Annotated in this window: 21 protein-coding genes; 10 read left to right on the top strand and 11 right to left on the bottom strand. The window is 71.0% G+C overall.

The genetic code is table 11. From position 1 onward, the window contains the following. Window positions 1–32: 32 nt before the first annotated feature. Together ACIPV1_RS11660 and ACIPV1_RS11655 are read right to left on the bottom strand one after the other, a co-directional pair. Window positions 33–869 carry an aldo/keto reductase gene (locus ACIPV1_RS11660; protein WP_131878600.1) on the bottom strand — a complete coding sequence of 279 codons (837 nt, stop codon included), beginning with the start codon at window positions 867–869 and terminating at the stop codon, window positions 33–35. Continuing rightward, on the bottom strand, window positions 869–1,240 hold the full coding sequence (locus ACIPV1_RS11655) for an FKBP-type peptidyl-prolyl cis-trans isomerase (RefSeq protein ID WP_123293932.1): 372 nt from the start codon (window positions 1,238–1,240) through the stop codon (window positions 869–871). Before ACIPV1_RS11655 ends, ACIPV1_RS11660 begins: the two co-directional genes overlap by 1 nt. A gap of 69 nt (window positions 1,241–1,309) precedes the next feature. Between ACIPV1_RS11655 and ACIPV1_RS11650 the strand changes: the two genes are divergently transcribed. Continuing rightward, complete coding sequence (locus ACIPV1_RS11650; protein ID WP_131878598.1) at window positions 1,310–2,629, top strand: MFS transporter; 1,320 nt, start codon at window positions 1,310–1,312, stop codon at window positions 2,627–2,629. A 237-nt stretch (window positions 2,630–2,866) separates the two neighbouring features. Further along, window positions 2,867–3,952, top strand: a complete 1,086-nt coding sequence (locus ACIPV1_RS11645) for a YihY/virulence factor BrkB family protein (protein WP_123293934.1) — start codon at window positions 2,867–2,869, stop codon at window positions 3,950–3,952. A gap of 36 nt (window positions 3,953–3,988) precedes the next feature. On the opposite strand, the gene ACIPV1_RS11640 is transcribed toward ACIPV1_RS11645, so the two are convergent. From ACIPV1_RS11640 to ACIPV1_RS11630, 3 genes are all read right to left on the bottom strand, one after another. Then, window positions 3,989–5,479: an aspartate ammonia-lyase gene (locus ACIPV1_RS11640; protein WP_131878594.1), complete on the bottom strand. Its 1,491-nt coding sequence runs from the start codon at window positions 5,477–5,479 to the stop codon at window positions 3,989–3,991. Between the two features lie 299 nt (window positions 5,480–5,778). Next, entirely contained in the window at window positions 5,779–6,075 is a 297-nt protein-coding gene (locus tag ACIPV1_RS11635) for a hypothetical protein (RefSeq protein WP_123293936.1), read from the bottom strand. 55 nt (window positions 6,076–6,130) lie between these two features. Continuing rightward, window positions 6,131–7,387 (bottom strand): inorganic phosphate transporter, encoded by a 1,257-nt coding sequence (locus tag ACIPV1_RS11630; RefSeq protein WP_123938824.1) that lies wholly within the window; start codon window positions 7,385–7,387, stop codon window positions 6,131–6,133. A 117-nt stretch (window positions 7,388–7,504) separates the two neighbouring features. On the opposite strand from ACIPV1_RS11630, the gene ACIPV1_RS11625 reads away from it, so the two are divergent. The 3 genes from ACIPV1_RS11625 (at window position 7,505) to ACIPV1_RS11615 (ending at window position 11,317) form a co-directional block, all read left to right on the top strand. Then, window positions 7,505–9,193: a sodium:proton antiporter gene (locus ACIPV1_RS11625; RefSeq protein ID WP_123673407.1), complete on the top strand. Its 1,689-nt coding sequence runs from the start codon at window positions 7,505–7,507 to the stop codon at window positions 9,191–9,193. A gap of 231 nt (window positions 9,194–9,424) precedes the next feature. Then, entirely contained in the window at window positions 9,425–10,801 is a 1,377-nt protein-coding gene (locus tag ACIPV1_RS11620) for an ABC transporter permease (protein ID WP_402726412.1), read from the top strand. 228 nt (window positions 10,802–11,029) lie between these two features. Continuing rightward, window positions 11,030–11,317: a hypothetical protein gene (locus tag ACIPV1_RS11615; RefSeq protein ID WP_111084562.1), complete on the top strand. Its 288-nt coding sequence runs from the start codon at window positions 11,030–11,032 to the stop codon at window positions 11,315–11,317. Window positions 11,318–11,331: 14 nt separating this feature from the next. On the opposite strand, the gene ACIPV1_RS11610 is transcribed toward ACIPV1_RS11615, so the two are convergent. Continuing rightward, the gene (locus tag ACIPV1_RS11610) at window positions 11,332–11,850 is read right to left on the bottom strand and encodes an 8-oxo-dGTP diphosphatase (RefSeq protein ID WP_402726411.1); all 519 of its coding nucleotides are present in this window, start codon (window positions 11,848–11,850) and stop codon (window positions 11,332–11,334) included. Between the two features lie 64 nt (window positions 11,851–11,914). On the opposite strand from ACIPV1_RS11610, the gene ACIPV1_RS11605 reads away from it, so the two are divergent. Together ACIPV1_RS11605 and ACIPV1_RS11600 are read left to right on the top strand one after the other, a co-directional pair. Then, entirely contained in the window at window positions 11,915–12,265 is a 351-nt protein-coding gene (locus ACIPV1_RS11605) for a tryptophan synthase subunit alpha (RefSeq protein WP_131921691.1), read from the top strand. A 63-nt stretch (window positions 12,266–12,328) separates the two neighbouring features. Continuing rightward, a complete protein-coding gene (locus ACIPV1_RS11600) occupies window positions 12,329–13,219 on the top strand; it encodes an aminodeoxychorismate lyase (protein WP_402726410.1) in 891 nt (296 codons plus the stop codon). A gap of 111 nt (window positions 13,220–13,330) precedes the next feature. Here the strand turns inward: ACIPV1_RS11600 and ACIPV1_RS11595 are convergent, their stop codons facing one another. Next, window positions 13,331–14,530: an amidohydrolase gene (locus ACIPV1_RS11595; RefSeq protein ID WP_402726409.1), complete on the bottom strand. Its 1,200-nt coding sequence runs from the start codon at window positions 14,528–14,530 to the stop codon at window positions 13,331–13,333. Between the two features lie 73 nt (window positions 14,531–14,603). On the opposite strand from ACIPV1_RS11595, the gene ACIPV1_RS11590 reads away from it, so the two are divergent. Then, a complete protein-coding gene (locus ACIPV1_RS11590; protein WP_402726408.1) occupies window positions 14,604–15,980 on the top strand; it encodes a Fic family protein in 1,377 nt (458 codons plus the stop codon). 9 nt (window positions 15,981–15,989) lie between these two features. Continuing rightward, window positions 15,990–18,134 carry a S9 family peptidase gene (locus ACIPV1_RS11585; protein WP_402726407.1) on the top strand — a complete coding sequence of 715 codons (2,145 nt, stop codon included), beginning with the start codon at window positions 15,990–15,992 and terminating at the stop codon, window positions 18,132–18,134. Window positions 18,135–18,223: 89 nt separating this feature from the next. On the opposite strand, the gene ACIPV1_RS11580 is transcribed toward ACIPV1_RS11585, so the two are convergent. Genes ACIPV1_RS11580 through ACIPV1_RS11570 form a run of 3 tightly spaced genes read right to left on the bottom strand, consistent with a single transcriptional unit; the run spans window position 18,224 to window position 20,918 of the window. Next, window positions 18,224–19,759: a CYTH domain-containing protein gene (locus ACIPV1_RS11580; protein WP_402726406.1), complete on the bottom strand. Its 1,536-nt coding sequence runs from the start codon at window positions 19,757–19,759 to the stop codon at window positions 18,224–18,226. Next, complete coding sequence (locus ACIPV1_RS11575; RefSeq protein ID WP_402726405.1) at window positions 19,756–20,595, bottom strand: hypothetical protein; 840 nt, start codon at window positions 20,593–20,595, stop codon at window positions 19,756–19,758. Before ACIPV1_RS11575 ends, ACIPV1_RS11580 begins: the two co-directional genes overlap by 4 nt. Next, window positions 20,592–20,918, bottom strand: coding sequence for a PadR family transcriptional regulator (locus tag ACIPV1_RS11570; protein WP_123293946.1), 327 nt, complete (start codon window positions 20,916–20,918; stop codon window positions 20,592–20,594). The genes ACIPV1_RS11575 and ACIPV1_RS11570 overlap by 4 nt, the downstream gene beginning before the upstream one ends. Window positions 20,919–20,986: 68 nt before the next feature. On the opposite strand from ACIPV1_RS11570, the gene ACIPV1_RS11565 reads away from it, so the two are divergent. After that, window positions 20,987–21,259 carry a mycoredoxin gene (locus tag ACIPV1_RS11565; RefSeq protein WP_123293947.1) on the top strand — a complete coding sequence of 91 codons (273 nt, stop codon included), beginning with the start codon at window positions 20,987–20,989 and terminating at the stop codon, window positions 21,257–21,259. Window positions 21,260–21,376: 117 nt separating this feature from the next. On the opposite strand, the gene ACIPV1_RS11560 is transcribed toward ACIPV1_RS11565, so the two are convergent. Next, window positions 21,377–23,503 (bottom strand): DEAD/DEAH box helicase, encoded by a 2,127-nt coding sequence (locus ACIPV1_RS11560; RefSeq protein WP_402726404.1) that lies wholly within the window; start codon window positions 23,501–23,503, stop codon window positions 21,377–21,379. Between the last annotated feature and the right edge of the window lie 328 nt (window positions 23,504–23,831).

Below are 23,831 nucleotides of genomic sequence, written 5' to 3'. Positions count from 1 at the left end.
CTGGAGGCCCGCAGTTCCCGAAGGGTCGCCGGTCACATCTCTTCGTGCGTGTCCGGGTCTGCGTCCCAGAGTCGGCCGCGCTCGAGGCCGGAGATGGCCTGCACCTCGGCGTCGGTCAGCTCGAAGCCGAACACGTCGAGGTTCTCGCGCTGCCGGGTGGCGTCGGCCGACTTCGGCACCGGCACGGCACCGAGCTGGACGTGCCACCGCAGCACGACCTGGCCGGGGGTCACGCCGTGGGCCGCTGCGGCGTCGGTGATCGGCTGCTCGGTGAGGAGCTCCGACCGGACGGCGAGCGGGCTCCAGCTCTCGGTCACGATGCCGAGCTCCTGATGCACCTTCCGCAGTTCTGCCTGCGGGAAGTACGGGTGCAGCTCGACCTGGTTCACGGCCGGTGCGACACCGGTCGCGTCGATGATGCGGCGCAGGTGCTCCGGGGTGAAGTTCGAGACGCCGATCGAGCGGACCTTGCCGCTGTCGCGCAGGTCGACGAACGCCTTCCAGGTGTCGACGAACTTGTCCACCGACGGGTTCGGCCAGTGGATCAGGTACAGGTCGACGTGGTCGAGCCCGAGGTTGCCCAGGGTCTCGTCGATCGAGCGGTGCGCCTCGTCGTAGCCGTGGTGGCGGCCGGGGAGCTTCGACGTGACGACGAGGTCCTCGCGTGCCACCTCGGACTCGCGGACGGCACGGCCGACGGCGTCCTCGTTGCCGTAGTTCAGCGCCGTGTCGAGCAGCCGGTAGCCGCTCGCGATCGCGGTGCCGACCGCGGCCGCACCCTCGTCGCCGTTCAGGCCGTAGGTGCCGAGGCCGAGCTCCGGGAACCGGTGGCCGTCGTTCAGCTCGATGGTCGGGGCACCGACCTGCATCAGCGCACCCCGAGCAGGTCGATCACGAAGATCAGGGTCTTGCCGGACAGGAAGTGGCCGCCACCGGCGGGACCGTAGGCGAGCTCCGGCGGGACGACGAGCTTGCGGCGACCGCCGACCTTCATGCCGGGGATGCCCTCCTGCCAGCCGCGCACGAGCGCTGCGAGCGGGAAGTCGATGGGCTCACCGCGGTTCCACGAGCTGTCGAACTCCTCGCCGGTCTCGTACTCGACGCCGGCGTAGTGCACCTTGACGGTCGAGCCGGCGGACGCTTCCTCGCCGGAGCCCTCGACGATGTCGGTGATGACGAGGTCGGTGGGGGCCGGGCCCTCGGGCGCGTCGAACTCGGGCTTGCTGTTGAGGTCAGTCATGCGATCCAGTCAACCAGAGCGCGGCAACGGCAGACGCAACGGCCACCCAGGCCGCAGAATGGTTCCACCGTGACACGACCCACTCCCGCACCGCCGCGCCGCCGCCTGCTCGCCGACCTCACCCCGCTCCGCCGATCCCCCGCCTTCGCCCGGCTCTGGGCGGGCACCGCGATCGCCGGCATCGGCACGCAGATGACCACGGTGGCGGTCGGGCTCGAGGTGTACGAGATCACGCACTCCACCTTCGCCGTGGCGCTCGTGGGGGTCATCGCCCTGCTGCCGATGGTGGTCGCCGGCCTGTACGGCGGCATGCTCGCCGACGCCTTCGACCGGCGCACCGTCGCACTCGTGTCGTCGATCATCGCCTGGGTCGCGGTCGCCCTCATCGCCACCCACTCGTGGCTCGGGCTGCACAGCGTCCCACTGCTCTACGTCCTGGCGACCGTGAACGCCGTCGCCGCGACCGTGAGCAATGCCTCGCGTTCGGCGATCGTCCCGCGACTCGTCGGCACCGACCTGCTGCCCGCGGCGAGCGCCCTGGGCGGGATCGCCTCGGGGTTCCAGGTCACCGTCGGACCGGCCGTCGCCGGCGTCCTGATCGCGAGCGTCGGGTTCGCGCCGACCTACACGATCGACGTCGTCCTGTTCACCTTCGCGTTCCTCGGAGTGTTCACGCTGCCGCGGATGGCGGCCGACCACGGTGCCCTCCGCCCGGGCCTGAGCTCCCTGGTCGAGGGCGCGCGGTTCCTGCGGAGGTCGCGCAACATCACCATGACGTTCGTGCTCGACATCGTCGCGATGACGTTCGGCCAGCCCCGCGTCCTGTTCCCCGCGATCGGGGCGCTCGTGATCGGCGGCGGATCGATCACCGTCGGCACCCTCACGGCCGCCTACGCGATCGGCGCACTGCTGTCGAGCGTCTTCTCCGGGCCGCTCGGGCACGTGCGCCGCCAGGGCGAGGCGGTCGGCTGGGCCATCACCGCGTACGGCGGCGCGATCGCGGCGTTCGGCGTCGTCATCGCGCTCGCGCACGTGCTCGGCGGACGCTCGGGCGAGTCATTCTCGGTCGGGATCCTGCCCGCGCTCGGGTTGGCGGCGCTGTTCCTGGCGGCGGCCGGCGGTGCGGACAACGTCAGCTCGGTGTTCCGGAACACGATCCTGCAGGCGGCGTCGCCGGACGGCATGCGCGGCCGGCTGCAGGGCATCTTCATCGTGGTCGTCACAGGAGGTCCACGGCTCGGTGACCTCTACGCGGGCCTGGTCGTCGCGGCCGGCATCGCGTACCCGCCGATCATCGGCGGCGTGCTCATCGTGGCGCTCGTCGCGCTGCTCCTCCGCCTCGTCCCTTCCTTCCGCCGCTACGACGCCCTGCACCCCCACGCCAACTGACCGGCGAGCGGCCGCAGGCCCTCCCGCGAAAGCGACAGATCTGCGCGAACCTTCCGCGGACGTCTGTCGCTTTCGCGAGACGGACGGCAGACCGTGGCGGGATCGTGTCGCTCTGACGGGGTCGACGCGACCACGGGCGGACGGGAGGCGCGGGGCGGGCCCGCCACGGGCCTCCCGTCCGCACCGCGGCGCGACCACGGCACGGCGTGACGTCACGTGTCGGGTACCGTACAACGCATGCCGGACAGCGCATCGCGCGACCTCCAGCGGACGGGAGTCCGCGCCGTCGTCCGGCGCACCTACCACTCGGTCATCCGGCACCGCGTCGTCGACGCGGCGGCGTCGCTGACGTTCTTCGCGCTGCTGACCGTGTTCCCCACCGCGCTGACCGTGGTCTCCGCACTGTCGATCGTCGACCGCAAGGGCGACAGCCTGGCCGACATCATCGGTGTGCTCGGGTTCATCCTGCGCCCGGAGACGGCGCAGCACCTCGAGACCCCGCTGCGCCAGCTGCTGACCCTCGACAACCCGTGGCTCGGCTTCGCGACCGGCGTCGTGCTGACGCTGTGGTCGCTGTCCGGGTACGCGACGGCGTTCGGGCGGGCGATGAACACCTCGTACGAGGTCGAGGAGGGTCGGCGGATCTGGAAGTTCCGCAGCATGATGCTCCTCGTGACCCTGCTCGTGATGGCGGGCGGGGCGATCGCGATCGTGATCCTGCTCGGCACCCCGACGATCTCGGCGGCGATCGTCGCGTCGTTCGGGTGGGCGCCGTGGATCGACGACGTGTGGAACGTCGTGAAGTGGCCCGTGCTCGCTGCCGACCTCGTCGTGATGGTCGCGGTCCTGTACTACGCGACCCCGAACGTGAAGACGCCGCAGCTGCGGTGGGTGTCCGCCGGTGCCGCGTTCGCCATCGTCACCTGGGCGCTCGCGACCCTCGGCTTCGCCGTCTACGTCGAGACGATCGGCGGCGGGAACCGTGCGTACGGGTGGCTCGGCGGCGGGATCCTGCTGCTCGTCTACCTGTACATCTCGAACTTCGTGCTCGTGGTCGGCGGTGAGCTCGACTCCGAGGTGATCCGGATGCGGCAGCTCCTGGCCGGCATCGAGGCCGACGAGTCGATCCGGTTGCCGCTGCGCGACGTCACGCGCAACTTCACGCTCGCCCGCTGGCGGGACGCCGACATCGCCGCCGCGCGGAACGTCCGGACCACCGCGGCCCAGGTCGCCGCCGACGAGGACGCCGAGCCGACCCCGGAGCAGGAACACCTGCGCGACGTGGCCCAGCAGGTGCGCGTCGGCGAGGCGCCGATGCCCTGAGGTGGTCGCGCGGGTTGCGCTGGTTGCGCGTGGGCGTCAGCGCTCGCGTGCCGCTTGGTCCAGCATCTCCTCGGTGACCACCGGGATCGCACCGGTCGCGAGCTCGATGCCGGACAGCCGCGCCGGGCTCAGCACGCGCTGCACCTGGTCCTCGTCCATCAGGCCGGCGGCCACGACGAGCGTCGAGATCGGCGTCGACGTGGTCAGTGCGGTGTGCGCGATCGACGCCGCAGCCGCGTAGCCGATGTACGGGGTCAGGGCCGTGACCACGCCGACGTTCGTGTCGACCTGCGCAGCGAGCTTCGCCTCGTTCGCCTCGATGCCCGTCACGCAGTGCTCGCGCAACGTCGCACAGCCCCGTGACATCCACTGCAGCGACTGCAGGATCGAGTGCGCGATGATCGGTTCGAACGCGTTGAGCTGGAGCTGACCGCCCTCGGCCGCCATCGTCACGGTGGTGTCGGCGCCGACCACGGCGAACGCGATCTGGTTCACGACCTCGGGGATCACCGGGTTCACCTTGCCCGGCATGATCGACGAGCCTGCCTGGCGCGCCGGCAGGGTGATCTCGCCGAGTCCCGCCTGCGGCCCCGACGCGAGCAGCCGCAGGTCGTTGCAGATCTTCGAGAGCTTCGCGGCACTGCGCTTCACCGTGCCGGACAGCGTCATGAAGGCACCGGCGTCACTCGTCGCCTCGATCAGGTCCGGTGCCGTCACGACGTCGATGCCGCTGGCGTCCTGCAGCTGCCGGCGGACCTCGTCGCGGTAGAGCGGGTCCGCGGTGATCCCGGTGCCGATCGCCGTCGCACCGAGGTTCATCTCGGCCAGCAGCGGCAGGACCTTGCGGAGCAGGTCGGCGTCCTCCTGGATCGTGTGCGAGAAGCCGGTGAACTCCTGCCCGAGGGTCATCGGCACGGCGTCCTGCAGCTGCGTGCGGCCGACCTTGAGCACGTCGGCGAAGGCGTTCCCCCGCTCGGCGAACGCCGCGGAGAGCTGCTCGAGCTGCTCGATGAGCCGCCGGGCGGAGAAGATCATCGCGATCTTGATGCTCGTCGGGTACGTGTCGTTCGTCGACTGGCTGCGGTTCACGTGGTCGATCGGGTGCAGGTACCCGTAGTCGCCCCGCTCGTGGCCGAGGAGCTCGAGGGCCCGGTTCGCCAGGACCTCGTTCGTGTTCATGTTCGTGCTCGTACCGGCACCGCCCTGCACGATGTCGACGACGAACTGCTCACGCAGGGCGCCGTCCCGCACCTCCTGAGCAGCACGGTCGATGGCGTCGGCACGCTCGTCGTCGAGGACACCGATCGCCCGGTTCGCCCGCGCTGCCGCCTGCTTCACGGTGGCGAGCGCCTCGATGAGGTCCGGGTACACCGAGATCGGCACCGACGTGATCGGGAAGTTCTCCAGTGCCCGCAGGGTGTTGATGCCCCAGTACGCGTCGATCGGGACCTCGCGCGACCCCAGCGAGTCGCTCTCGGTACGGGTCTGCGCCCCGGTGGGGGCCTGTGCTGCTTCGTTGCCGGTCACACGTCGAGGCTAGCCCAGTCCGTCCGGCCGGTCCGGGAACCGGGCGGGACCGCGCACATGGTGAGCAGGAATGGTCGGGTCGCTGGAACGCACCCGACCATTCCTGCTCACGAAGCTCGCGTCGCGTCAGCGCCGCCCACACCCAGCCGGACGGGAGGCACGGTGCCAGGCCGCCACGGGCCTCCCGTCCGGTGGACGCGAGCGATCGCGTGCCCGTGGATGGTGAGCAGAAATGGTCGGGTCGCCGGAACGCACTCGACCATTTCTACTCACGAAACGCGCGTCGCGCGCGCCCCGCGTCAGTGGAACTGGGGGACGATGAGGTAGATGCCGTACAGCACGACGGCGCCGCAGACCGCGTAGCAGAGGATCGCGAGCGCACGGAAGGCACGCACCGCGGTCGTCGCTCCGGCGGGGTTCGGGAACCCGGCGGTCGCCGGACCGATCGTGCCGTCGTCCTTCACGGTGAACTTGCCCGCGCGGGTGTCCGCGGCGCTCCAGAACCGGAGACCGACGGAGTACACGGCGACGACGAAGCACGACGAGACCACGGCGACGAGCGCCACGGTGACGAACGCGAACCAGTCGATACCCATCAGCGATCTCCCACCGTGAGGAATGCGAAACGGCGTCCGTCAAGCGCGATACCCATCAGCGACGGCCTCCCTTGCGTGCGGCCATGCGGCGGAGTGTGCGCTCGCGGCTCAGTGCTGCGCGGCGGTCCGCGACGGCGTCGGCGCGCTTCTTGCGCTGCAGATCGCGCAGTTCCTTGCGGGTGTACACGGCGTTCGCGGCGACGTCGACCTCGATGGCCGAGGCGCCTTCGTGCGGCTTCCGGAGCGACCACAGGTACAGGCCGAGGATCACGGCGGCGCCGACGATGGCGTCGATGACGAGCCCCATGACGCCCAGACGTGCGATGCCCGACGCCACCGCGCCCACGGCTGCGGCGGCGGGCAGCGTGATGAACCAGGCGATGACGATCTTGCCGGCGGTGGACCACTGGATCTTCGAGCCGCGGCGGCCGAGCCCGGCGCCGATGATCGAGCCGGAGGACACCTGCGTGGTCGAGAGCGCGAAGCCGAGGTGGCTGGACGCCAGGATCGTCGCGGCGGTCGAGGCCTCGGCGGCGAAGCCCTGGGTGGCCCGGATCTCGGTGATGCCGGACCCGAGCGTGCGGATGATGCGCCACCCGCCCGTGTAGGTGCCGAGCGCGATCGCCAGGGCACAGGCGACGACGACCCAGAACTGCACGCCCTGGTTCGACGACTGCGCCCCGGAGGCGATCAGCGTCAGCGTGATGACACCCATCGTCTTCTGGGCGTCGTTCGTGCCGTGCGCGAGCGACACCATCGACGAGGTGAAGATCTGCCCGACACGGAAGCCACCGCGCTCGTTCGGGAACACCGGGCGCTTCGTGATCCGGTACGCGATGCGTGTCGACAGGAACGACACGAGCGACGCGATCACCGGGGACGCGAAGGCCGGGATGATGACGACCGTCAGCAGCGCGACGTAGTTGACGGACTGGAACCCGGCGCCGACGATCGCAGCTCCGATCAGTCCGCCGAACAGCGCGTGCGACGACGACGACGGCAGCCCGCGGAGCCACGTGATCATGTTCCACACGACCGCTCCGATGAGCCCCGCGAAGATCATCTCCGGTGAGATCGCGACGCCGCCCGGGCCCTCGTTGATGAGGCCGTGCGAGATCGAGGTCGCCACCGCGGTGCTGAGGAACGCACCGACGAGGTTGAGCACCGCGGCGACCGTGACCGCGACCTTGGGCTTCATGGCCCCGGTCGCGATCGGAGTCGCCATCGCGTTGGCGGTGTCGTGAAAACCGTTTGTGAAGTCGAAGAAGAGGGCCAACGCGATGACCAGGACGACTATGAGTGTGATGTCCACCGCGGGCCAGTGTTCCCCATCGACGGCCTCCGGAGCAAACCTGATCGGCAACCTGCTGTTCACCGGAGCTTCAGACTCGTTCAGATTCGGAACCATGCCGATGCGAGAATGAGTCCCATGGACACCGTCGAGCTCCTCATCCTGTTGGTCGGATCGCTCGCGGTGACCGGGTTCGCACGGGCGAAGGGACTCCCCGCTCCCCTGCTCGTGACGGCGGTCGCGCTCGCAGCGTCGTTCCTGCCGGGGCTGCCCGCGATGGAGATCGACTCCGAGGTGATCCTGACGGTGATCCTGCCGCCGCTGCTCTACTCGGCGGCGCTCGACGTGTCGTGGCAGAGCTTCCGGACGTCGATCAAGCAGATCCGGCGTCTCGGCATCTTCCTGGTCATCGTGACGGCACTCGTGGTCGGCGCGGTGGCGTACTTCCTGATCCCGGACATGACCCTGCCCGCGGCGATCCTGCTCGGTGCGATCGTCGCCCCGCCGGACGCCGTGTCCGCCGCCGCGATCGGTCGCAAGCTCGGGCTCCCCCGCCGGGTGATGACGGTGCTGTCCGGCGAGAGCCTGATCAACGACGCCGCGTCCCTGACCCTGGTGCGCGTGTTCACCCTGATCATCGCCGGGACGTCGCTCACCGTCTGGCAGGACCTCGGCATCTTCGGCCTGGCGATCGGCGTCGGCCTGGCCGTCGGCATCGTGCTCGGCGTCGTCGTGCACTGGATCCGGATGCGGCTCAACGACCCCGTGGTCGAGACGATCATGAGCATCCTGCTGCCCTTCGTCGCGTACATCCTGGCCGAGGACCTCTCCGGCTCCGGCGTCATCGCGGTCGTCACGGCCGGCCTGTACATCGGCTACAACTCGCCGAAGGAGGGCTACGCCACCCGCCTGCAGGAGCGCCCGCTGTGGACCAGCATCGACGTCATCCTCGAGGGCTTCGTCTTCGCCCTGATCGGCCTGCAGCTCAACACCGTGGTGCAGGACCTGGTCGAGAGCGAACGGAGTCTCGGCCAGACACTCACCGCCGCCGCCGTGGTGCTCGGCGTCGTGATCCTGGTGCGGCCCCTCTTCATCTTCGAGTCGTACGTGCGCAACCGCTTCAACGGGCGATGGCTCCGTCCGCTGCGCATCAAGCTCTCCCGCGGCCACCCGTCACTGCGGTGGATGCGCGGGACGGCCGAGCCGAAGCTCAACTGGCGCGAGCTCACCGTCATCTCGTGGACCGGCATGCGCGGCGTGGTGACCCTCGCCGCCGCGGTGTCCGTGGTCGCGAGCCCGACGCAGATCCCCGCGCAGGACACGATCTTCATCATCGCGTTCTTCGTCACCGTCGGCACGCTGCTGCTGCAGGGCCTGACCCTGCCCTTCGTCATCCGTGCACTCAAGGTGCAGGACCCGGCCGAGGGCGAAGAGGACGTCCGGAGCGAGATGCGACTGAACCAGCGCACGACCGAGGCCGCCATCGAGCTGCTCGAGAAGCGACGGCCGGACTGGTCGAAGCAGTACGGCGCCGTCGCCGTCGACTCCGTGGTGAACCGGCTGAAGGCACGGCTCGAGCGGCAGGTCGAGACGTTCCGGCAGGACGCCCTGGAAGAAGAGGTCGAGGAGCGCAACGCCCCGATGCGCCTGCGTGGCTCGCAGATCCAGGACATCCGGCGCGAGCTGCTCGACCGCCGACGCGAGATCGTGCTCGAGGAGCGCGAGAAGGGCAACCTCGACGAAGAGGTCATGCGCCGCGTGCTCGTGACCCTCGACGCCGAAGAACTCGCGATGGACTCGGCGCAGGCGTCACGCAGCCGCTCCTGAGGGCCTCGGCGTATCCTGGCGCTCCGTCCGAGAACAGGAGCACAGCGCCGAGTGAGCACGCCGCGGAACGACGTCAACAGGAACGACGACACCCCGGAACGTCCCGGAGGGTCCCGGCCGACGTCGGCGCCGAAGCCACGCAGCACCCGGCCCTCGGCCCGCGGGACCAAGCCCCGTCGCGGCGCGAAGGTCGCCGGTTCCACCCGACCGGCTCCGCGCCGACAGGCACCCGTGCCGGCACCGCAGCAGCACAGTGCGTACCGCCGCTGGTACTCGACGTTGCACCCCTCGCTCCAGCTCATCGGCCTGCAGCTCTGGATGCCGCTGTTCTTCATCGTCGGCTTCTGCCTCTGCTACGTCTTCGCGTTCCACGCACCGCACCCGCACGACGTCCCGATCGCCCTGGTCGGCAGTGACCCGACACTCGTCGCTGCGGTGCAGAAGGCCTTGCCGGGCGAGTTCGTGTTCCACACCTACGACTCCCTGGCCGCAGCGAAGCGTGACGTCATCGCCGGCTCGATGGCGGTCGCCTACGACCCCGCGACGAACGAGTTCTTCAAGGCGAGCGCCCACCAGTTCCAGGTCGCGAGCCTCGTACCGGCGACGCTGAGCGCGGTCCTGACCGGGATCGGGGTCGCGACCCCGAAGATCACCGAGCTCGCTCCCCTGCCCGCGTGGGACGAGTACGGCACCGTCCCGATGTACGTCATGCTCGCCTGGTGCATCGGCGGCTACATGGTCGCGATGTTCATCGGGATCATGGGTGGCCCGCTCCGGCACCGCACCCGCATGACCGTCATCGTCGTCGGCGGCCTCGTCATCTCCCTCATCACGAACACGCTCGCCGGTCCGGTCGTCGGCGCCATCCACGGCCACTGGATCCAGCTCGTGCTCATCGCGTGGGGGTGGATCGTCGCGATCGGTCTCGCCGTCAACGGGCTGAGCTACTTCGTCGGCCGGTTCATCGCGGCCCCCGCCATGATCTGCTTCGTCTTCCTGTCGATGCCGTCGTCCGGTGGGGCGTACCCGAAGTGGTTCATGCCGGAGCCGTTCGCCTGGCTCAACAACGTCGTCGTCGGGTCGAGCATGGTCGACATGATCAAGCACCAGATCTACGGCGTCGGCCCCGGCCCGGCCCGTGGCCTGATCACGATGGGCTGCTACGCCGCGGTCGGCCTCGTGCTCATGTACTTCGGCAAGAAGTGGTGGGAGCGCCGACGCATCCGCGCCATCGTCACGGGGCGGACGACGATGTTCCAGGACGCCAACACCGCGAACCGTGAGTTCCTCGGCAAGGAACGCGACGCCGAGCTCGAGCGCCACGGCCTCGAGTCCACCGAGACGGGCACCCTGAGCGTCCTGAGCGACGACGACTGGGAGGACGCCCGCGTCGGCGGTGACGTCTTCACCGGCGGACGCGACGGCCTCGAGACCGAGACCACCCCCACCGGCCGCATCCCCGTGCAGCGGCCGGGAGGCGCGGGGACCGGACCGCGCACGCGTCCCGTCCCGCGCACCGAGGGCTCCAGGGCGCCGGCTCGGTCCGACACGTCGGCCCGAGTCGACGCCGGGGACGAGCCCCCGCACGGCCGGCACGCGGACCGGTAGCTCATCCTGACGATCGCGCCGCTCGCGCAGACCGACTGCGTGCGCATGTTCCGACGATGCACCAGTCGAACAACGCGTGCTCTGTCGCATGATGCGCATGCATCGACTGCGTGCGCATGTTCCGACGATGCACCAGTCGAACAACGCGTGCTCTGTCGCATGATGCACGTGCATCGTCCGTGCGGGCACGCGGACCGGTGAGGCGTCGGCGGCGCGTATCCTGGGGGCATGAACCCCCGCATCACCTGGCACCGCGTCCTCGTCACCGTCGTCGTCGTGCTCCTCGTGCTGACGGTCGGCTTCTACGTCGCGAGCATCGTGCTCGCACCCGCCGACGGCCGGAACACCGCCGGGCTCTTCGTCGGCTGGGCGATGTTCGCCATGGTCGGCGCGATCGTGTTCGGGATCATCGACTTCTTCGTCCGGCCCCTCGGTGGTCGCAGCGGGGACGCCGAGGTCATCGCCGCCGCCGAGGAAGCGCGCACCGGCAGCACCCGCACCCAGCAGACCCGCTGATCCGCTGATCCGCTCTACGCGGGGGTCTCGACACCCGTCCCGGTGAAGCCCGCGACCGTCGCGTCGTCGTCGGCGAACGTGAAGCGTGCACGCACCGCACCCCCGCGGAGCACCCCCGGCAGCCAGTACTTCGCGTCGTCCCACATCGCCTCGTAGGGGACGTCGGCGACCGGGATCCACCGCGGCTCGAGCTCGTCGGAGCCCGACGGGCTGCCCTGCCAGCGGCGACACACGAAGACGTCCGAGACCTGGGACCAGGACGGCCGGTACGGGAACCGGTAGTCCAACGTGCCACGGGCCTCCAGGTCGACCGTCTCGAGACGCAGGCCGACCTCTTCGCGCACCTCGCGCACGGCGGTCTCGACCGCCGTCTCACCGGGCTCCCGCTTGCCGCCCGGGCCGACCAGCCGGCCGGTGCCGAGGCCGCGGCGCTTCTCCCCGAGCAGGACCTCGGGCCCGCTCGCGCCGTCGCGCAGCAGGTAGACGACGACCACTCGGGGGTGTTGGGACTTGCTCTCGTCGCGCGGGGTCACCCGTCCAGTCTGGCCGAAGATGTGTCGTACGCTCTTCCCATGGCAGGCGTGCTGCGGGGGCACCATGGCTGAGCCCCGCAGGACCGGGCGCAGCCTCGAAGTGCTGCGCGCCGAGGCGGCGGAGGAGATCTCGATGCTCGTCGAGCACCGGAGCCGTCAGGGCGAGGACCCGTGGGAGTTCATGCCGACGCTCCCCACGGTGGACGAGCAGGTCGTGCTCATCCTCCGGGCCGACGCGGTCGACCTCGACGCCGCGATCGGCAAGCGGCACGCCCAGTGGTCGATGCACCCCGCGTCCGGCCAGGGCACCGCGCTCGGCGAGGAGTACCACCGGTTGCGCCGGATCGCGCTGCAGCACCCCGAGCTCACCCAGGCGGTGTGGAAGCTCATGGGAGCCCTGCCCGACGCGAGCTGACGCGCACGTACAAAGCGCGCCCACGCACAACGTGCGCGGACGCGCGTGCGGTTGGATGGGCGCATGACCGAAACCGTGCTCGCGATCCTCAACCAGCCCTCCCGCGACGCCGCGCCGCACGACCCCGCAGCGGACGCCTTCACCTGGGCGAAGCCGCTCGAGGAGCACCTGCAGGTGCAGGACCTCGGCATCACCCGGGGCGACGGCGTGTTCGAGACGATCACGGTGGTCGACGGTCGTCCGCAGGCTCTCGAGGCGCACCTCGACCGGTTCGGCCGCTCCGCCGCGATGCTCGACCTGCCCGCGCCGGACCCCGACGCCTGGCGGCAGGCGATCGAGGCCGTCTGCGCCCGGCTCGACCCGGTCCGCGAGGCCTTCGCGAAGACCGTCCTGACCCGTGGCGTCGAGGGCACCGACCGACCCACCGGCTGGGTGTACGCCGCACCTTCGGTCGACTCGACCGCCGCGCGCACCGAGGGCATCTCCGTCGTCGTGCTGGACCGCGGCTACCGACACGACGTCGAGCGCACCTCGCCGTGGCTGCTGCAGGGCGCGAAGACCCTGTCGTACGCGGTCAACATGGCCGCCCTGCGCGAGGCCGCCCGGCGCGGTGCCGACGACGCCCTGTTCGTGTCGAGCGACGGCTACGTGCTCGAGGGCACGCGCGCGAACCTGATCCTGAAGGTCGGCGACCGGCTCGTCACGCCGCGCACCGACATCGGGATCCTGGCCGGCACCACGCAGGCCGACGTCTTCCGCTTCGCCGAGCAGGAGGGCATCGAGACCGCCTACGAACTCGTCACGCTCGCCGACCTGCAGGCCGCCGACGCACTCTGGCTCGTGTCGAGCGTCCGGCAGGCGGCACCGATCCGCTCCGTGAACGGCGACGCCCGTGCGGTCGACGCGGACCTGACGGACCGCATCAACGAGTTCCTGCTGGCGCGCGAGGTCTGAGCCGGCCGGGTCAGCCGGCCGTCACCACCCAGCGCCCCCGGCGCCACGGACGGGAGGCCCGGATCGCGACGTGCGGGCACGTCGCGATCCGGGCCTCCCGGCTCTCCCCCGCTACCAGCGCGGGGTGGTGACGCCGACGCCGTCCGCCCACTCGAAGACCTGGCGGCCGTCGATCCAGACGCGCGTCGCGCGACTGGTCGCGTCGAGGGGGTCGCCGTCCCAGAGGACGAGGTCGGCGTCGTGGCCCACGGACAGTCGACCGACACGGTCACCGAAGCCCAGGAACTCGGCTGGGTTGACGGTGAGCGCCTCGAGCGCGGTCTGGGCGGGCAGGCCCTCCTTCACCGCGGCGGTGGCCTGGTCGACGAGCATGCCGATCGGCACGACGGGGGCGTCGGTGGTGATCGCGACCCGGACGCCGGCGGCGGCGATGGTGGCGAGGTTCGGGATCCCTCGGTCACGGAGCTCCACCTTCGAGCGGCTCGTGAACAGCGGGCCGTAGATGACCGGGATGTCCTTCTCGGCGAGCAGGCTGGCGATCTTGTGCGCCTCGGTGCCGTGGTTCACGACGAGTCGGTACCCGAACTCCTCGGACAGCCGGATGGCGGTCGCGATGTCGTCGTGGCGGTGGGTGTGCTGGTCCCAGACGAGTTCGCCGTCGAGGACCCGGACGAGCGCCTCCTTCGTCAGGTCACGCGCGAACGGCTCACCCTTCGCGGCGGCGGCGTCACGGGCGGCACGGTAGTTCTGGGCCTCGACGAAGGCGTCACGGATGATCTTCGCGACGCCGAGGCGCGTCGACGGCGTCTGGCCCTTGCCGCCGTACACCCGCTTCGGGTTCTCGCCGAGCGCGCTCTTGATGCTCACCGAGTCCGAGATCAGCTGTTCGTCGACGGTGCGCCCGCCCCAGGTCTTGATGGCGACGGTCTGGCCGCCGATCGGGTTGCCGGACCCCGGCTTCACGACGATGCTCGTGATGCCCCCGGCGAGCGCGTCGCGGAAGCCCTCGTCGTCGATGTCGATCGCGTCGATCGCGCGGACCCCGGCCATGTTCGGGCCGGTCATCTCGTTCGTGTCGTTGCCGGCCTCGCCGTTCGCCTCCTCGTGGATGCCGACGTGGCCGTGCGACTCGACGAACCCGGGGACGAGCCACGCACCGGCTGCGTCCACCACGGTGATCCCCGGGGGCGGTGTGACGTCCGGGCCGATCGCGGTGATGCGGCCGTCCTCGACGACGACCGCGCCGCCGTCGAAGGCTGGGGCGGAGACGGGGACGACGTGGGCACCGGTGATCGCGAAGGAGTTGCTCATGCCACCAACGCTACGCGGCCGGCGAAATACGAATTCCTGGCGTCGGGCGTCCGGGGGTCCCTACGCTCCCGGCATGGTGCATCGGAACGAGACCCCGGACGTCCACGACGGCTCGATCGCGCTCGGGGGCCAGACCGCGCACAGCGGCGTGCTCGTGCACCGCGGATGGCCCGTGCACGGCAGCGCGGAGCGTCCGTGGCGCAGCGCCCGCCGGGGTTCCCGCGCCGATCGGATGACCACGTCCGTCCGGGTGTCGCTGCCGCCGCGGATCGCCCGTGTTCGGTGGGTGCCCGACGCCCGGACCGAGGCGCTGCTCGATCGCGCAGCCGCGGCGCTCCGGTCGCTCGACGTCCACCAAGGTTTACGGCTCGCGCCGCTCGGGTCGGTGATCGGTCGGACCGAGGCCGTCGCCTCGTCGCGGATCGAGGACGAGTCCGCGTCGCTCGACGACTACGCCCGAGCCCTCGTGGGCATCCGCGCGAACCCGAGTGCGACCGTCGTCGTCCGCGCCGCCGGAGCGATCGAGGGGTTGGTCGCGGCAGCGGACACGGGCGTGATCGCCGAGGCCGCGCTGCTCGAGGCGCACCGGCTGCTCATGCGCGACGACCCGGTCGACGGGCGGTACGCCGGGCGCTACCGCAGCGTCCAGAACTGGATCGGTGGCGGTGACACCCCGCGGTTGGCGACGTACGTCCCGCCGCCGCCGGAGCTCGTCGCGCCCCTCATGGCCGACCTGTTCGCCTTCCTGCACCGGACGGACCTGCACCCGATCGCCCAGGCCGCGATCGGGCACGCCCAGTTCGAGTCCATCCACCCGTTCACCGACGGCAACGGCCGGATCGGACGTGCGCTGATCAGCGCCGTGCTGCGACGCCGGGGCGTCACGACGACGGTGACCGCGCCGATCGCCACCGCGCTCGCCGCGGATCGGGGCCGGTACTTCCGGCACCTCGAGCGGTACCGCGACGGGGTCGTGGACGCCCTCGTGGCAGACGTCGCGATCGCCATCGGCACCGTGTGCGACGAGGCGACCGTGACCGCCCTGCTGCTCGACGAGCACGCGGCCGACCGGATGGCGGGTCCGTGTGCCACGAGTGCCCACGCCGTCGTCGGGCGGGCGCTCTCCGACGACCCGGTCCTGACCGAGGCCCGACTGCAGGACCTCCTCGCCGGTGTCGACGGCGGACCGGTCGACGAGGACCTGGCCGGCTCCGTGGCCGCAGACCTCGTCCACGCCGGGGTGCTGCGTCCGGTCACCGAGCGGCGGCGTGACCGCGCCTGGGTCGCACCGGCCGTCGTGGACGAGCTCGAGGCGTTCGAGCAACGGGTCCGCGCGGGGGTGGCGGGGCGGACGCGGTCCGACCGGTTCCGGGCGGGGCGGTCGGGCGGACGCGGTCCGACCGGTTCCGGGCGGCGTGACGCCCGGCTCGCCACGGGGCCGTGCGCATAGGGTGGGACGGTGAGCACCGAGCACTCCCAGGCCACCCCGCCCACCGCCGCCAAGCGGCCCGTGACGCGGACCCACCACGGCATCGACTTCGTCGACGACTACGAGTGGCTGCGTGACAAGGAGTCGCCGGACACCCTGGCGTACCTCGAGGCCGAGAACGCCTACACCGACGCCGCCACCGACCACCTCGCCCCGCTGCGCGACCGCGTCTTCGCCGAGGTCAAGAACCGTGTGCAGGAGACCGACCTCTCAGTGCCGGTGCGCATGGGCGACTGGTGGTACTTCACCCGCACGGCCGAGGGCAGCCAGTACGGCGTGCACTGCCGTGCGCCGATCGCCGGTCCGGACGACTGGACCCCGCCGGCCGTCGTCGAGGGCGAGTCGACCCTCCCGGGCGAGCAGGTCGTCCTCGACGGCAACGCGCTGGCCGACGGCCACGAGTTCTTCTCCCTCGGCACCTACGACATCAGCGACGACGGCACCCGCCTGGTCTACGGCATCGACGTCGAGGGCGACGAGCGGTACACCCTGCACGTGCGCGACCTGGCCTCCGGCACCGACCTGGGCGACGCCATCCCGAACACCGGGGCGGGCGCGACCTTCGACCCGGCCGGCCGGTACGTCTTCTACCCGACCGTCGACGAGTCGTGGCGTCCGGACAAGATCTGGCGGCACGCCGTCGGCACCGCCGCGTCCGACGACGTCGTGGTCTTCGAGGAGCCCGACGACCGCTACTGGGTCGGCGTCGGCGTCACCCGGTCGTCGCAGTACATCGTCATCGAGCTCGGGTCGAAGATCACGTCCGAGGCCCTGGTGCTCGACGCCGCCGACCCGACCGGCGAGTTCCAGGTCGTGTGGCCGCGACGCGACGGCGTCGAGTACGAGATCGAGCACGCCATCGTCGGCGGCAGCGACCGCTTCCTGGTGCTGCACAACGACGGTGCCGAGAACTTCGAGCTCGTCGACGTCCCCGCCGACGACCCCACGTCCGAGCGCGACCGCCGGGTCGTCGTGGCGCACCACACCGAGCGCCGCATCGAGTCCGTCGACGCCTTCGCCGGGCACCTGGCGCTCGAGTACCGCTCCGAGGCGCTCCCCCGCATCGCGATCATCCCCATCGAGGGTGACGGGTACGGCGACGCGCACGAGGTCCCCTTCGACGAAGCACTGTTCTCGGCCGGGCTCGGCGGCAACCCCGAGTGGGACCAGCCGACGCTCCGCATCGGGTTCACCTCGTTCGTCACGCCGTCCGAGGTCAGCGACCTGGACCTGGCGACCGGCGAGGTGACGGTCCTGAAGCGCCAGCCGGTGCTCGGCGGCTACGACCCCGCCGACTACGCGCAGGAGCGCGACTGGGCCACGGCGGCGGACGGCACCCGCGTGCCGATCTCGCTCGTCTGGCGGCGCGACGCCGTCGACGCGGACACCCCCTCGCCGCTCCACCTGTACGGCTACGGCTCGTACGAGCACTCGATCGACCCGGGCTTCAGCGTCATGCGTCTGTCGATGCTCGACCGCGGCGTCGTCTTCGCGGTCGCCCACGTGCGCGGTGGCGGTGAGATGGGTCGCCACTGGTACGAGAACGGCAAGACCCTGACGAAGAAGAACACGTTCACCGACTTCGTCGCGGTCGCCGACCACCTGATCGAGTCCGGCCGCACCACCGCGGACCGGCTCGTGGCCGAGGGCGGCAGCGCCGGTGGGCTCCTGATGGGTGCGGTGGCGAACATCGCACCGGACCGGTTCGCCGGGATCGTCGCCGCGGTGCCGTTCGTCGACGCGCTCACGAGCATCCTCGACCCCGACCTGCCCCTGACCGTCATCGAGTGGGACGAGTGGGGCGACCCGCTGCACGACGCCGAGGTCTACCGCTACATGAGCGAGTACACCCCGTACGAGAACGTCCGCGACGACGTGCAGTACCCACGGATCCTCGCCGTGACGTCGATCAACGACACCCGTGTGCTCTACGTCGAGCCGGCGAAGTGGACCGCGAAGCTGCGCGAGGTCGGGGCGCCGGTGCTGCTGAAGACCGAGATGTCCGCGGGCCACGGTGGCGTGAGTGGTCGGTACGCCTCGTGGAAGGAGCGGGCGTTCGAGCTCGCTTGGTTGCTCGACGTGCTCGGGCTGGCCGACGAGGCGCCCGCCGCCTGATGACTTGGTGAGCAGAAATGGTCGGGTTGCCCGCGGGCACCCGACCATTTCTGCTCACGAAGCGAGCGCCCGCGGCCCGCGCCCGCGACTCACACGCGGTTGAGCGCGTGCACCGCCTCGTCGTAGGACTCCTCGGCCAGGCGCACCCGGTCCCCCGCGAGCACGCCGTACCCGAACGTCCCCTCGCCGCCGCGTTCGGCGATCGCCGCGTTGGTCCGCAGCGCGTCGAGCGCGTGCAGCGATCGGACACGCTCGGTCAGCACGTCGGCTGCGCTGCCGATCCGCTTCCAGAGCGCGTGCGGGAACGCGTCGTCACCGAGGACGTCCATCGCCATCCGCGCCCGCATCGTGCCCTGCCAGGCGGCTTCGGTGGTCGCACGGTCGGCGGCCTCGCGCTCGGCGGCGGTGTCCGAGGTGTCGTCTGCGACCGCGGCCCGGACGAGCTCGCGGATGTGCGGCTTCACGACGGCGCCGACGTCCTGCGCGACCTTCTTCGGGGAACGGAGCGACCACTCGGTCGGGGTCGGTCGTTCGACGGCGTCGTCGAGCGCGTCGAGCAGCTCGAGGAACGGCTCGCCGTGGACGAACGCGACGACGTCCCGCACCGACTGGTCGCGGCGCTCACGGGTCGAGGCCAGGATGCGTTCGCGGGTCATGGAGTCGACCAGGTCGTCCTGCGCCGGGGTCGACGCGCGCGGCAACCGGTCGATCAGGTACTCGTTGAGTGCTGCGCGCGCGGTCACGGCAGCCAGGCCGTCGGCCGCCTCGGCGGCGCGGTCGACGGTGTCGCCGGCGGCGAACGCCGGACGGTAGGCGCCGAGGATCGAGGCGATCTCGAGGGCGGTCTCAGCCGTCTGCCGGAGGTCGGCCGCGTCGCCGGAACGGAGCCGCGATTCCTGGCCGAGCAGCGCAGCGCGCAGCTTCCGCAGCCGCTTCGCGAGGACCCGTGCGGTCGTGCCCTTGTCCGGCTTCTCCTCGGTCTGGAGGCGCGGTGCCGGTGCTCCAGCCAGCCCGCGTGCCAGCTTGGACGCGACGGCGGCGGGGCCGGCACCCACAGCCGCGAAGCGCCCGTCGAGGGCCGCGAAGAGCTCGTGCGCGACCTGCGGGTCGACGCCCGCGACGGCCTCGACCTCGACCTCGACCTCGCGCCAGGTGCGCGGCGTCTCGGGAGCGTCGTCGTCGAGGCGCTGCGCGGTCACCTGGTCGTCGGCGAGCTCGGCGACCTGGTCGCCGTCCTCGTCGAGCAGGCGGGTCACGGTGCGGGTGGTCGTGATGCGGACCACGGGGCGCAGGCCACGGCCGCGTCGCTCGGTGAAGAGCGCCGCGAGGACCTCGGTCGGCACCGTGTCGGCGTCGTCGGTCAGCGGGAAGTGCTGCTCGTGGCGGACCGTGTCCGACTCGGAGCGCTTGATGTGCCACCCGGCGTCGGGGCCGCCGGTCCGCCGGCGGACCGTGACCCGCGCCGCCACCAGGTCGTACCGCTCGGTGTCCCAGTACGTCGCATCGAGCTCGAAGGGCTCCTGGTGCTCGGTGCGGAGGATGCCACCGGCGCCGACGAGGTCGGGCAGGGCACCGCCCTCTGGCAGGTCGTAGGTGCGCTCGATCTCGAGGTGGGTGTCACTCACACGGTCTTGTCTACCAGGGCTTCACCGTGCGCCTCGACCACCGCGGGCGCATCGGTGGAGAACCGTGACGCCACCACGGCTCCGACGACGGCGACCAGGAACGGGACGAGCTGCCCGATCCACGACACCAGCGCCATCGCGGAGTACGGGATCCCCGAGCCGTTCGCTGCTTCTGCGAGCGGGAACACCAGCACGGCAGCGACGACGGGCAGGACGAGGAGCGAGTACGTCCACACCGGTCGGCGGAGCACCACGAGCCAGACCGCGAGCAGCCCAGCCGCGATGACGCCGACCTGGACCGGGGCGTACACGGGGACGTTGAGCGAACCGCTCGTGATCGCCCACCACACTGCGGCGATGGCGAACACGGCAACGGCGCCGAGGACCCGGCGGCGGCGTGCGACGTCCGACACCAGCAGGACGCTCGTCGCGACAGCGGCGCCCGGCACCACCGCGAGCCCGATCCCGACCATGTCGAAGACGAAGCGCGCCTCCGGCAGGCCGTTGTACCGCTGCAGGAGCGCGAGGACGCCCACCGAGACGACGTAGGACAGCACCGCGAGCGCGATGAGGACCGGGATCGTGCGGATGGTGTGCGGTGCAGAACGGACGGGTGTCGGCAGTGCGGTCATGGTGTCCCCCCAGGTGGAACGGTGGCCGGCGCGTCGGTGGAACAGCGCCGTGGTGAACGCGCCGAACGCGAGTGCGGTCGGCGAGAGGTCGAGTTCGTGGGCATCGCGCACGTCGGCGAGCCACTGCTCGCGGCGGGCGGCGCGGTGTGCTGCGGGTGAGACGGCGACGGCGACCCCCACGAGCGCCCGGTCGAGCGCGCTCACGAGGTCACCGGCCGGTGGGCCGAGCGAGCCGGACGAGCGGGCGTCGCGGCGGACGGACGCGCGGCGACGAGGTCGCGTGCGGCGTCGACCCCGTCCGGCGTGAACTCGTAGAGCCGACGACGCGGCCCCGGCCGGCTGGTCTCGTCGTCCCACGACGACGTGATCCACCCCTGCCGCTCGAGTCGCTCGAGGATCGGGTAGACGGTGCCGGCCTGACGCCCGGTGGCCTTGATGACGAGCAACCCCCATGCTGGGCCGTCGACGGTCAGCAGTGCGTCGAGCACGTCGAGCGTCGGGGCGGTGATGCGTTGGATCGGATCCATGCGGCTTAACCTAGCTATATCGGATAAGCGCGTCAAGGCCGTCCAGAAAGCGGGGTTAGCCTGGCGCCATGAGCGACACGATCACCCGCGAGCAGTTCACCCCCGAAGCCGGCGGCGTCACGATGTTCACGACCACGTGGTGCGGCTACTGCGCCCGGTTGAAGAACCAGATGACGAAGGCCGGCGTGCCCTTCACCGAGGTCGACATCGAGCAGACCCCGGGCACGGCGGAACTCGTCGCCGAGGTCAACGGCGGCAACCAGACCGTTCCGACGCTCGTGTTCCCCGACGGCAGCACGGCGACGAACCCGTCGCTGGCCGAGGTGCAGTCCCGCATCTGAGCGGCAACGCAGCAACGCGGCAACGCAGCAAAAACACCGGTGTTCCCGCTCCGAACACGCGCATGACGCGGTTCGCAGTGCGAACACCGGTGTTTTGCGGCCGAAACAGCCCCCGAACTAGCCCCCGAGCGCCTCGGTCAGCAGCGCGGCCATGGCGTCGAGCTGGATGTCGCCGGAGTCGACGAGTTCCTCGTCCGAGCCGTCGAGCGCGCGGGCGGCCAGGGACGCCTTCGAATCGATGAGCTCGGCGATCTTCGTGTCGATCGTCTGCGCGGCGATGATGCGCCACGCGGTGACGGGCTCTTCCTGCCCGATGCGGTGCACGCGGTCGATCGCCTGGGTCTGCTCGGCGCTCGTCCACGACAGCTCGGCGAGCACGACGTTGGACGCCACCTGCAGGTTCAGGCCCACGCCGGCCGCGGTGAGCGAGCAGACGATCACGGCGACGTCGGGGTCGTTCACGAACGAGTCGATCTGCGCCGTGCGCTGCGTGGCCGTCTGGTCGCCGCGGATCGTGGCGGTGCGCAGGCCACGTCGAGCGAAGACCTCTTCGGCCTGGTCCATCACGTCGAGGTGCTTCGCGAAGAACACGACCTTGCCGACGTTCGACGCGAGCTGCGCGGCGTAGTCCGCTGCGAGCTGGGCCTTGGCGCGACCGATGCGTCGGACCATCGAGAACACGTTCTCGCCGGTCGACGAGGCGTCCTGGTCCTCGAGCTCCCAGCGGGCGACCTGCCGGACGAGCTTGTGGTCGATGCCGACGACCGGGTCCTGCCCGGTGCGGGCGTTGAGCGCCTGGTGGTACCGGCGGACGAGCTTCGCGGTGAGCTCGCGCTCGGCGTCGCGGATGGAGCGGCCCTCGTCGCCGTCGAGCTCGACGGGGATGTCAGCGATCCGGCGGGCCGGGATGTCCGCGGCGACGTCGACCTTGCGGCGTCGGACGATGCCCTGGTCGATGACGGCACGACGGGCCTCGACGAAGAAGCCCTGGTCGGCGGGGGTCAGCCCGATCTCCTCGAGCTCGTTCATGAGCTTCGCGCGGGGCTTCTTGTCGTCGATCCAGCCGAGGTACTCCCAGATGGTGCGGAAGTCCTCGACCGAGTTGATGAGCGGGGTGCCCGTCAGCGCCATGAGCAGCGGCGCTGCGGTGCGCTGCCGGATGCGGTCGGCGATCTGCAGCACGAAGCGGGCGCGCTGCGAGTCCTTGTTCTTGATGAAGTGCGCCTCGTCGACGACCATGCCCTTGAAGCCGAAGCCGCCGAGCCAGCCGGCGTGCCGGTCGAGGATCTCGTAGTTCACGATGATGATGTCGGCGAACCCGTCGAGGTCGTTGCCGTCCCCGTGGATGACGGTGGCGCGGTGGTTCGGCACCCAGCGTTCGGCTTCGCGCGCCCAGTTCGTCTTGACGACGTTCGGCACCACGACGAGCAGTGGGAACGCGTTGGCGGCGTCGGCGGCGAGCAGCGACTGCGCCGTCTTGCCGAGGCCCGGCTCGTCGGCGAGCAGGAACGTGCGGTGCCCCTGCGACGCGGCGGCGACCAGTTCGGCCTGGTGCTTCATCAGGGTGGTGCCGGAGCGGGAGTGCAGCGAGGTCGGCTCGGGCAGCGGCATCGTCGCCGCTCCCCCGCCTGCGCCGTACTCGAACGACTTGAACAGCGGACCGAAGAGCTCCCAGTTCGCCAGGCGACGCGGGTGCGCGACGGGCTGGTCGGCGAGTGCGAAGTCCGGCGGCAGGAACGGGTTGGCGAGCTGACGCTGCACGACCGCCTGCGGGGTGACCGCGCGCACCGGGGTCTCGGCGACCGGGGTGGGCTCCGCCGCGATGACGAGGTCCTCGGGCTGCAGTTCCATGCCGCCGGCGATCATCATGTCGCGCTTGACGGCGCGGGTCGCCTCGGAGACCTGCACCTCTTCCGCGAGCAGCTGGATGACGCTGGTGTCGCGGGCCGCGGTCTTCGCGAGGATCGTCGCCACGCCGTCGAGCCGCTTGAGCTGCTCGGCGCGCTGCGAGTCGGTGAGGTCGGTGTCGCCCTTCACCCGTGCGCGCTCTTCGCGCATGAGCAGTGCGACGGCCTGGAACTTCGTCCGGTTCGTCGCCTTGAGCGGTCCGCGCTGCGCCGCCGCCTCGACCTCGCGCACCGCGCGGGCGAGGACGGGGATCACGCCGTCGTTGTCCAGCGGCCTCGTCCGACGTGACGCGGTCCGCGTCCCGCCGGCAGCTCGCCGGGTGCCTGATCGAGCCAACGCTCCTCCTGTTCCGCCCACGCATCGGGGCGAGCCGCCCGTGGGGCGGAAGTCCTGCACCGGGGCCTGACACGGCTCCGGTTCGGCTGCGGGCCACCGTGGCCCACCGCATCGCCGGTCCCCGCTTCGGGACGTCCGGTGGAGTCCCGCGGACCGTTCCACCGCGAGCGCCTGCTCGGCGCCGGGTGCGACGGTCCGCGCCGGGATCCGGCGTCGTCACACGCACGTGACGCCCCCGCGGGGCGGTCACGGCCCGGTTCCCGCGTCGATCAAGTGATCGACGGCTGCGTCCGGAATCGACGCGGCACGCGGGAACGCGGTGCGTGCG

The sequence above is a fragment of the Curtobacterium sp. NPDC089991 genome (assembly GCF_044748425.1).
In the GTDB taxonomy this organism is placed as follows: domain Bacteria; phylum Actinomycetota; class Actinomycetes; order Actinomycetales; family Microbacteriaceae; genus Curtobacterium.
Note: the sequence above shows the minus strand (reverse complement) of the source record. Positions and strands in the feature narration are given on the sequence as shown.

Bases quoted from the DNA above. Each gene is read 5' to 3' on its own strand.
- ACIPV1_RS11615 (WP_111084562.1), top strand. From the start codon at position 11,030: ATGAACCCCCGCATCACCTGGCACCGCGTCCTCGTCACCGTCGTCGTC.
- ACIPV1_RS11595 (WP_402726409.1), bottom strand. From the start codon at position 14,530: ATGAGCAACTCCTTCGCGATCACCGGTGCCCACGTCGTCCCCGTCTCC.
- ACIPV1_RS11635 (WP_123293936.1), bottom strand. From the start codon at position 6,075: ATGGGTATCGACTGGTTCGCGTTCGTCACCGTGGCGCTCGTCGCCGTG.
- ACIPV1_RS11600 (WP_402726410.1), top strand. From the start codon at position 12,329: ATGACCGAAACCGTGCTCGCGATCCTCAACCAGCCCTCCCGCGACGCC.
- ACIPV1_RS11605 (WP_131921691.1), top strand. From the start codon at position 11,915: ATGGCTGAGCCCCGCAGGACCGGGCGCAGCCTCGAAGTGCTGCGCGCC.
- ACIPV1_RS11655 (WP_123293932.1), bottom strand. From the start codon at position 1,240: ATGACTGACCTCAACAGCAAGCCCGAGTTCGACGCGCCCGAGGGCCCG.
- ACIPV1_RS11570 (WP_123293946.1), bottom strand. From the start codon at position 20,918: ATGGATCCGATCCAACGCATCACCGCCCCGACGCTCGACGTGCTCGAC.
- ACIPV1_RS11565 (WP_123293947.1), top strand. From the start codon at position 20,987: ATGAGCGACACGATCACCCGCGAGCAGTTCACCCCCGAAGCCGGCGGC.
- ACIPV1_RS11590 (WP_402726408.1), top strand. From the start codon at position 14,604: ATGGTGCATCGGAACGAGACCCCGGACGTCCACGACGGCTCGATCGCG.
- ACIPV1_RS11660 (WP_131878600.1), bottom strand. From the start codon at position 869: ATGCAGGTCGGTGCCCCGACCATCGAGCTGAACGACGGCCACCGGTTC.
- ACIPV1_RS11625 (WP_123673407.1), top strand. From the start codon at position 7,505: ATGGACACCGTCGAGCTCCTCATCCTGTTGGTCGGATCGCTCGCGGTG.
- ACIPV1_RS11645 (WP_123293934.1), top strand. From the start codon at position 2,867: ATGCCGGACAGCGCATCGCGCGACCTCCAGCGGACGGGAGTCCGCGCC.